At 67.9% G+C, this 9,173-nt stretch carries 11 protein-coding genes; 1 reads left to right on the top strand and 10 read right to left on the bottom strand.

The features are described from left to right. The coding region (locus ACTOXK_RS11615) for a DegV family protein (RefSeq protein WP_482279960.1) at positions 1-772 on the top strand (772 nt) is incomplete at its 5' end. A gap of 228 nt (positions 773-1,000) precedes the next feature. Here the strand turns inward: ACTOXK_RS11615 and efp are convergent. The 10 genes from efp to ACTOXK_RS11565 all read right to left on the bottom strand — a co-directional run. Then, complete coding sequence (gene efp, locus ACTOXK_RS11610; RefSeq protein WP_482276612.1) at positions 1,001-1,564, bottom strand: elongation factor P; 564 nt, start codon at positions 1,562-1,564, stop codon at positions 1,001-1,003. A gap of 114 nt (positions 1,565-1,678) precedes the next feature. After that, positions 1,679-2,440 carry a YczE/YyaS/YitT family protein gene (locus ACTOXK_RS11605; RefSeq protein WP_482276611.1) on the bottom strand — a complete coding sequence of 254 codons (762 nt, stop codon included), beginning with the start codon at positions 2,438-2,440 and terminating at the stop codon, positions 1,679-1,681. Between the two features lie 304 nt (positions 2,441-2,744). Then, on the bottom strand, positions 2,745-3,629 hold the full coding sequence (locus tag ACTOXK_RS11600) for a sensor histidine kinase (protein WP_482276610.1): 885 nt from the start codon (positions 3,627-3,629) through the stop codon (positions 2,745-2,747). A gap of 28 nt (positions 3,630-3,657) precedes the next feature. Further along, entirely contained in the window at positions 3,658-4,452 is a 795-nt protein-coding gene (locus ACTOXK_RS11595; protein ID WP_482276609.1) for a hypothetical protein, read from the bottom strand. A gap of 1 nt (position 4,453) precedes the next feature. Next, positions 4,454-5,206, bottom strand: coding sequence for a hypothetical protein (locus ACTOXK_RS11590; protein WP_482276608.1), 753 nt, complete (start codon positions 5,204-5,206; stop codon positions 4,454-4,456). Further along, the gene (locus ACTOXK_RS11585) at positions 5,199-6,161 is read right to left on the bottom strand and encodes an ABC transporter ATP-binding protein (protein WP_482276607.1); all 963 of its coding nucleotides are present in this window, start codon (positions 6,159-6,161) and stop codon (positions 5,199-5,201) included. The genes ACTOXK_RS11590 and ACTOXK_RS11585 overlap by 8 nt, the downstream gene beginning before the upstream one ends. 110 nt (positions 6,162-6,271) lie before the next feature. After that, complete coding sequence (locus ACTOXK_RS11580) at positions 6,272-6,985, bottom strand: response regulator transcription factor (RefSeq protein ID WP_482276606.1); 714 nt, start codon at positions 6,983-6,985, stop codon at positions 6,272-6,274. 3 nt (positions 6,986-6,988) lie between these two features. After that, the gene (locus ACTOXK_RS11575) at positions 6,989-8,068 is read right to left on the bottom strand and encodes a M24 family metallopeptidase (protein WP_482276746.1); all 1,080 of its coding nucleotides are present in this window, start codon (positions 8,066-8,068) and stop codon (positions 6,989-6,991) included. Between the two features lie 230 nt (positions 8,069-8,298). Continuing rightward, on the bottom strand, positions 8,299-8,739 hold the full coding sequence (gene aroQ, locus ACTOXK_RS11570) for a type II 3-dehydroquinate dehydratase (protein WP_482279959.1): 441 nt from the start codon (positions 8,737-8,739) through the stop codon (positions 8,299-8,301). Continuing rightward, positions 8,736-9,173 (bottom strand): 3-dehydroquinate synthase family protein (locus ACTOXK_RS11565; RefSeq protein WP_482279958.1); only part of this gene is annotated, 438 nt, incomplete at its 5' end. The genes ACTOXK_RS11565 and aroQ, both read right to left, overlap by 4 nt.

Genomic DNA, 9,173 nt, shown 5'->3' with positions numbered 1-9,173 from the left:
CGAGGAGTTCGCCGAGGGCGTCGACATCAGCCGCACCGAGTTCTTCGAGCGCCTCATCGAGAGCGACGAGCTGCCGCGCACGAGCCAGATTCCCCCCATGGTGTTCCAGGACCTGTTCCAGGAGGCCGTGGCCGCCGGCGATACCGTGGTATGCGTCACGCTGTCGAGCCACATCTCGGGCACCTACCAGAGTGCGTGTATCGCCGCGGCCCCCTTCAAGGAGTCGGTCTTCGTGGTGGATTCCGAGAACGCCACCGTGGGCGAGCGCATCTTGGTGGAGCGGGCCTGGGCCCTGCGCGACGAGGGGCTTTCCGCCGCCGATATCGCCTACTGCCTCGATCAGGAGAAGAAGGACATCCGCCTCGTGGCGGCCCTCGACGGCCTGGAGTATCTGCGCCGTGGCGGCCGTATCTCCGGCGCGGCGGCGGCCATCGGCGGGCTTTTGTCCATCAAGCCCGTGGTGGGCGTGGTGGACGGCAAGGTGGTCGTGCTGGGGAAGGCCCGCGGGTCGAAGGCCTCGCGCTCCATGGTGTTCGAGGAGATCGAGAAGGCCGGCGGCATCGACTTCACGCGCCCGGTGTGGGTGGCCTACTCGGGCCTGTCCGATAAGATCGGCCGCAAGTACATCGCCGATTCCCTGGCCATCGCCGCGGAACAGGGCCTGATCGAGAGCCCCGACGCCCTGGAACTGCCGCTCACCCTCGTCGGCGCCGTCATCGGCACCCACGTGGGCCCCGACGGCGTCGCCTTCGCCTTCTTCGCCCGAGAATAGTGGGGGAACCTGCTCTTATCTAATAAAAGAAGCCCCGATAAGGGGCTTCTTACGTTTCACTGGTCGTTCGTAACGTCAGCGAGGGTCCGACAGGTGCCTGGAATTGCCCCGCCTTGGGGCCAAGTTGGCTTTGGCCAACGCCGTGCCCCAAACAAGGGGCAAGGCCAGGTGCCTGTCGGAGCCGCAGCGTCGGCCGGTCCGTTCGTCCCGTCAGGGCGAACGGAACACCTAGACGCGCTTGATGACGCGGCCGTCGCGGGTGTCGATCTGCAGGACGTCACCGATCTCGATGAAGGTGGGAACCTGCACCTCTTTGCCCGTCTCCAGGGTGGCCGGCTTCAGCGTGTTGGTGGCGGTGTCGCCCTTGAAGCCCGGCTCGGTGTGGGTCACTTCCAGCTCCACGAACATCTGGGGCTCCAGGCTGATGAGCTCGTCGCCGGCGTACAGCAGCGTGGCCTCGTCGTTCTCCTTTAGCCAGTCGGAGGCGCCCCCCACCATGTCGGCGGCGATGGGCATCTGCTCGAAGGTGTCGTTGTCCATGAACCAGTAGTCGGCCCCGTCGTTGTACAGGTACTGCATCTTCTTGGACTCCAGGCGCACGGAATCGAACTTCGTGCCGGCGTTGAAGGTGTAGTCCACCACGCGGCCGGTCTTGATGTCCTTCAGCTTGGTGCGCACAAACGCGCCGCCCTTGCCCGGCTTCACGTGCTGGAACTCGACGATGGTGCACATCTTGCCGTTGTTGATGATGCACATGCCGTTCTTGAAATCGGCGGTAGAAATGCTTGCCACGGATGTTTCCTTTCATGCTCACGCGCCGCGGAAACCCTTACGCTCGCACGTCGCGCCTGATTCAAACCGTTACATTATAGCCATCTTGCGGGCATTCCGCAAAGAAAATATGGCTCAGCCCTGCTCCGCCAGGGACGTCGCCGCCTCGTCAGCGCGCGAGCCAGCTCCGGCTCGCCACCGACGCGCCCCCTGGCGCACGCGGCCATAGAGGGCCATGTAGCCGTTCACCATCACCCCGGTCAGCGCCGCGCAGACCACCGTGCCCTCCCGCACGCCAGCGAGATGCCCCACGAAAGCCAGAGCGCACAGGACCGCCAGGGCCGCGCAGGACAGGTCGAAGCCCACCTTCACCGTGCCGAACCGGGCGCCGGTCTTGCGCACCACCGCCTGCACCACGGCCTCGCCGCAGTTCATCACCGTGCCCGACACCACCGTCATCACGATGCCCGCGGCGAGCACCGCCATGCCGACGGCCAGCCACAGCCACGAGGCAAGGTAGGTAGTCGGCGCAGACGCACCCAGCCGTTCCATGAACCAGTCGATGCACAGCCCGAAGAACACCGAGATGGGAATCTGCCACAGGTCCACCAGCCGGAACTCCCGGCGCAGCAGGGCCACCTGCACCAACACGAGGAAGCACTGCCAGCCCAGCATGAAGGTGCCGAAGCTCACGGCGGGAAAGCCGAGGGCGAGCACGTTGGGCGTGGCGGAGATGGGAGAGTTGCCCAAATCGGCCTTCACGACCACGTCGATGCCCAGGGCCATGACCGCGATGCCCGCCAGCATGAGCGCGATGCGGCCGGCCAGAAATAGGGCAGCCCGGGGCGAGGGTCTGTCAGACGGATCGGTCGCGCAACCGGAGCGCTCGCGTCCCATGGATTTCCCCTTGGTCCGAATCTCGCTCCCCCGATTGATCTTCCGTTCCGTCATCATGTCCTCACCGTCCTTTCCGGCATCGCTTTCACTACGTTGACCTTTTCAGTTATAGCACTGCACCCCCGCTGACACCCGTCAATTCCGGGAGCGGGAGGTACCGTCGCCAATTCCGAAAAGAGGCAGCCGCCGAGGTCGCCAGAACCGCCGCCCAGCCCCAAACGATCCGGAAGAGGCAACGCCGCGGACACCCGGAATTGAAGCGATACTGACGCGAAAGTTCGATGGCGCGGAGCAGCTTGAACGGCTAGTCGCGCAGGGTGATGGTGAAGCGGCTGTCGGCGAGAGAGGCCGTAAGGGTCATGCCCTGGGCCCGCGCGAGGGCATCGGCGATGGCCAGGCCCAGGCCGCTGCCGCCCGTCCGACGCGAGGGGTCGCCGCGATAGAAGCGCTCGAAGAGGCGGCTCGCATCCAGGGCTTCCAAACCCTCGGCCTCGTTGGCGATGGTGAGCGTGAAACCGTCGGCCGTCGCCTCCTTGCGCAACGCGATCACCGGTGCCGCGGTGCCGTGGCGCAGGCAGTTCACGAGCGCGTTCTCCACGATACGGGCAAGGGCCTCGGGGTCGGCCGGAGCCACCACGTTCTCGTCCAGCTGCACGGTCGGCTCCCACTGCCGCTCGACGAAGGCCGGGTACAGGTCGGCCACGCAAGCGGCCACGGTCTCGCCCACATTCACGGGCACCACGACCAACTCACGGGCCCCATCATCGGCCTTGGCGTACTCGAACAGGGCATCCACGAGCCCGCGCATGGCCGTCAGGCGCTCGGCCGCTGCCGCGACGCACTCGTCGCGCTCCTTGTCGGTGGCGGCCATCCCGTACAGCTGCAAGTACCCCTGGGCGCCCGCGAGGGGCGTGCGCACGTCGTGGGAGAACGAGGCCAGGTTCTTCTGGAGCTGCCGCTTCTCCTCAGCCGCCCTGATGCGCACCGTCTCGATCTCATCGAGCAGCCCGTTGGCCTCCCGGGCCAGCTCCCGCGCCGCAGACGTAGGAAAGCGCAGGGTCAGCCGCTCCGCCGCCCGGGCCCGATAGGCCAGCACACGGGTCATCTCCCGCATCTGGCGCTCCGTCGCGACAACCCAACCCACGAACGCCACCGCCAGCGCCGCGCACAGCACACCCAACCAGATCATCGTGCACCTCCCTCGGCGCTTCGTCCTCTCATAGCCGCTTCCTCCTCATCGCGAGCCAGCACGCCCCCAGCATCACCGCGAGCCACGGCAGCAGCGACAACACCTCGGCAATGGTGGGCGTGAAATCCCCGTAGCACAGGTGCATCAGTTGCAGCGGGGGCATCGATCCTACCAGGGCGCCGGCAAGCTCTTCTCCGCCCCACACCCAGACAACGCCCATCAACCACTCGGGAATGGCGCCGGCTACCAGAACGGCCACCACGCCCCACCCGATGCGCCCCGTTGCCGCCACAGCGGCCACGGCCACCAAAGCACCTGTCACCGATGCCAGGATGAGCTGGAGACCCCAGCGAGCGAAACGGCCGGCACCATCAGGGAACTCGATGGACAGTGCCCCGTTCGGCAGAAGCGCCAACCATGCCGCCAGGGCAGCAGCGATGAGAAACAGCGTCGAGACGACGGCCATAAGCAGCGCGGCGCTTCCCACGTAGGCCCTGCGGAAGGAAGGGCCCACGTCCAACAAGCGGGCGCCGCCGTACTTGAAATCATCGGCGAAGAACGCCGCCGCCAGCAGCGCCGTGAACATCGACAGTATCTGCGGCACCCAGAACTCCCCCAACACTACCTCGGCGCCCACGCTCATGCCGACCCCCTCCGAAGCCCCGCGCCACGAAGGCAGATTCCGATAGGCCCCTTGGCGCACGGCCTCCTCGCCCACCTGCGAGACGAACAGGAACACCAGGATGGAAAACACCGCCCATAGCCCCCAGAACGCCCGGTTGCGCACAAGCCGATACCACTGAGCTCGGAACAGGTTCACCATGTCACCTCAGCTCCTTTCGGGCCATGGCGGCCATGATGGCCACCGTGGCCACAACGATGACCAAGGCCGCGTCGGCAAGCCACCAGGGCTCGATGGGAAGGCCATTGAGAAGGTTGAGGCGAATCTGGGTGAGCGAGAGCGGGAGCACCTCCTGCCCCACGAAGACGCCCACCGGCGACGGCAACGACAGCACCGCCGCCTGGCAAAACCAGAAGCCCAAGCCCGAGGTGAGCAGCGTGGCCGCAATGATGGCCGCCGCCAAGGGGTTCGCCGGCACGAGGATCGCGGCCAACGTGGCCAGCATCGTGAAGGCGGTAATGAGCAGCGTCGCCATCAGCCACCACAGCGCCAACTCGCCCCCATCGAACGCCACGGGAACGCCGCCCATGGCGCCATAGACGGCCCCGGTCACCACGGCCTCCATCAGCAGGGTGGCCGCCGCGAGCAGCATCGTGAGCACCAGGGCCGCACCGCCCCACGCTCGCCGCGACCCCTTCCCCGCCATGAGACCGCGCACGGTGCCCTGTTGGAAGTCGTCGGCGAAGAATGCCGCTAGGAACAGCCCCACGAAGGGACCGCACACCTCCACTACCGAGGCGCGGCCGAGCACGGCACGGAAGGTGCGGCAATCGGTCCAGTTCTCCGTGAACTGCACGGCCACCAGCCCGGCAAGGGCCGCCACAACCAAAAGCAGAACGGCGGTGGAAGGCCGGCAGAACAGCCGATAGAGCTGGGCTCGGAAGAGGTTAGCCACGGCTCTCGCCCCCTTTCGCCTCCGCAGTGGCCGCCGGCGTCTGGCGCACGGCGCCGGTGCCGCCCATGAGTTCCACGAAGTAGTCCTCGATATCGCGCGTGTGGGTGTAGAGGCCGCGCACGGGCACGGCAGCCGCTAAGAGGGCCTGACCCACCGCGTCGCCGTCCACGGGCCCGGTCACGCGGATGGCATCGTCGGGCATCACCGTGAAGAAGGCCTCGGCAAAGGCGCGCTCCAGCACCGCCAGGGCCCGCGGTCCGTCGGCCGTCTCCACGCACAGGTAGTCGGTGCAGGCCTCTTCCACCTCTTCCGTGGTCATCTCGGCCACCAGGCGGCCCGCGCGGATGACGCCGTAGCGGGTGACCATGCGCTCCAGCTGATCGAGCACGTGGGAGCTGACCACGATGGCCGTGCCGCGCTGCTCGGCCAGGCGCACCAACAGCGAGCGCACGAGCCGCACTCCTTCGGGGTCGAGGCCGTTGAAGGGCTCGTCCAGCAACAGCACATCGGGCCGGCCCACCAGCGCCAAGGCCAAGCCGAGCCGCTGCTTCATGCCGAGGGAGTAGCCCTTGGCCCGGTCGCGGGCGGCCTCGCCCAGCCCCACGGCCGCCACGGCCGCAGCCGCCGCCTCCTTCGGGTCGGGCAGCCCCTGGGCAATCGCCCGCACGGTCACGTTCTGCACGGCCGTCAGCGCCGGGTTGATGGCCGGGCGCTCGATGAGGCAGCCCACGCGGCGGCTCGTCTGGCAGGGACCGAGCGCCTCGCCGCATACCGCCACGGTGCCGCCCGTGGGTGCCAGGTAGCCGGCGATCATCTTCAGCAGCGTGGACTTGCCCGCGCCGTTGCGCCCCACCAGCCCGTAGATATCGCCCGGCGCCAGGGCGAGCGACACCCCATCGACGGCCCGCTTTCCCCAGAAGACGCGCGTGAGACCCTCGCAGCGCAGTGCTTCCATGGTCCGTTCCTTTCTCTCGAAGCCATTCTACCGTCCATCTTAGGAAACGGATTTCCAGAAGCCTCCCAGAACGTTCCAAGAATATGCCAAGATTTAGGATCAGGTGTTTTTCACAGCGGGGGCTGCTCGTCACACAGTTTGAAGCCGATGCCCCAGACCGTTTCGATATAGCCGTCGGTGCCGGTGCCGCGCAGCTTGGCGCGGATGTTGCCGATGTGGGTGGCGACGGTCTTGTCCTCCAGGGCCGCCTCGTCGCCGCCGGCGGCCGCCGACAGGGCGCGCTTGGTGTGAACGCGGCGCGGCTCGGCCATGAGCGCGCGCACCATGGCGAACTCGCTCGGCGTGAGGGGCACGGGAACGCCATCGACCGCGAAGGCGTGGGCGGCCTCGTCCAGCGCCCAGCGGCCGAAGCGCAGCGTCGCGGCGGAATCGGTATCATCGTCGAAAGCCACAAAGCCGCCGCGACGTAGCACGGCCTCGCAGCGGGCGAGCAGCTCTTCCAAGTCGAAGGGCTTCACCAGATAGTCGTCGGCGCCGAGACGCAGCAGGTCCACCCGGTCGGCCACGGTGGCCCGGGCCGACAGCACCACCACGGGCAGCCCCGCCGCCCGCGCTGCGGCCACCACCTCTTCCCCGCTCGCCCCGGGCAGCATGAGGTCGGTGATCGCCAGATGGAAGTCTTCGCCGCCCGCGAGGTGCATGAGACCCTCGGTGCCGGAGAAGGCCGCCGTGCAGGTCGCGCCCATCTTCCCCAGGTAGGAGCAGACGACGCGGTTGATGGCCCCGTCGTCCTCCACTACCAGTATGCGCGCGCCCTGAAGCACCGGTTAGATGACCACCATCTCATGGGTGGACTTGGTGAACACCTCGAAGCCGTCGTCGGTGACGACGCCGAAGTCCTCCAGGCGCATGCCGAACTTCCCCGGCAGATAGATGCCCGGCTCCACGGTGACCACGTTGCCCGCCACGAGGGGCTCCTCGTTGCGCAGGGACAGCACCGGCTCCTCGTGGATGTCGAGCCCCACGCCGTGGCCGAGCCCGTGGCCCATGGCCCCGGCGAAACCGCCCTCGGCGAGCACGGCCTCGGCCCGCTCGTGGGCCTCCTTGCCCGTGACGCCGGGGCGCAGCATCGCCTCCACGGCCTCGTTGGCGGCCCGCACCGCGTTCCACGCCTCGCGCATCTGCCCCTCGGGCTCGCCGATGAACACCGTGCGCGTCATATCCGAGCAGTAGCCGTAGGACTTCGCCCCGAAGTCGAGCACCACGCACTGGCCGGCCTCCAGCATCGTCGCGCCCGGCACCGCGTGGGGATTCGCCCCGTTGGCGCCCGTGGCCACGATGGAGGTGAAGGCCAGGCCCTCGGCCCCGTGGCGCAGCATCCACTCGTCCAGCTCCAGCTGAATCTCGCGCTCCATCATGCCGGGGCGCATGAACTCCACGATGTGGGCGAAGGCGGCATCGGTGATGGCCTGGGCCCCCTTCATGCGGGCCACCTCGTAGCGCTCCTTCACCGACCGCAGCCGCCGCACCACCCCGTCGGTCTCGCCGATGGGGAAATCGGCCGGGAAGGCCTTCTGCAGGGCGCGGTACTCGGCCAGGCTGATGGTGTCCTCGATCTGGAGCTCAGCCCCGGGCATGCCGTGGAGCCACGAGCCGTTCCACTGGCGGGCGACGAAGGTGGCGTGGCTCTCGCGGGTCTCGTCCACGCGGATGGGCGTGCGCCGGGCCGCCTGCTCGCAGGCCTTGGCGTAGCGGGAATCGGTGTGCAGCACCACGCGGTCGGGGGCCACGTAGAGGGCATGGGCGTCCTCGTCGTCGAAGACCCCGTCGAAGGCGGTGAGCCAGCGGATGTTGGACGTATCGCGCACCACCATGGGCGAGGGGCGCCCGTCGCGGCGCAGGTTCATGGCCCGCAGCAGCTGGCCCACGTGCCACTCGCAGGCCACCGGATTGTGCAGTTCGTCGAACACGGTCATGGGCTTTCCTTTCCTACAGAGTAAAAGCAGGCCGTTGGGGAGGCGGGGGCGTCCGCGCGCAGGTTGCGCAGCGAACGGAAATGTCCAGTGGACATTTCCGCCGAGCGAGCCATTGCTTGAGCACGGACGTTCCCGCCTCTGCAACGGCCGGAGGAGAACGGCTACCCCTCCCCGTCGCCTTCCAGCAGCACATCCAGCGCGCGCAGGTAGCCCTCCTTGCCGAGGCCCTTCACCTGGGCCACGCAGGCCGGGGCGATGACCGACGTGCGGCGGAACTCCTCGCGCTGGCTGATATCCGAGATGTGAATCTCCACCACGGGCACGTCGATGCACTCCACGGCATCGTGAAGGGCATAGGAGTAGTGGGTGTGGGCGCCGGGGTTGTACACGATGCCGTCGTAGCGGCCGTGGGCCTCGTGCAGCTTGTCCACCAGCGCGCCCTCGTGGTTCGATTGGAAGCAGTCCACCCGGGCGCCGTGCTCGGCGCCGTAGGCCACCACCATGGCCTCGATGGCCGCCAGGGTGTCCGACCCGTAGATGGCCGGATCGCGCACGCCGAGCATATTCAGGTTCGGCCCGTTCATGAGCAGTATCTTCTTCACTTCGACGCCTCCCATGCACGCAGCTGCTCAAGCAGCACCTCGTCGGGCACGGACACCAGTTCCCAGTCGCCGATGTCGCGGGGCAGCACGAAGCGCACCGCGCCGGCCCGGGCCTTCTTGTCCCGCTTCATGGCGGAAAGCATCTCCTCGGCCGGGGCCGACCAGGCCAGGGCCGGCAGCCCCAGAGCGTCCAGCAGCTCGTCTTGGGCCGCGATGAGCTCCTCGGAGGTGCCCACGGTGGCGGCGCCGAGCCGGGCGGCGAAGCGCATGCCCTCGGCCACGGCGGCCCCGTGGGAGAAGGCGCCGAAGCCGGCCAGGGCCTCCACGGCATGGCCCAGGGTGTGGCCGTAGTTCAGGCACTCCCGCACCCCGCGGCTCTCGGTCTTATCCTCGGCCACCACGTTGGCCTTGAACACCACCGACCGCGCGATGGC

The sequence above is a fragment of the Adlercreutzia sp. genome, from assembly GCF_056795635.1.
Note: the sequence above shows the minus strand (reverse complement) of the source record. Positions and strands in the feature narration are given on the sequence as shown.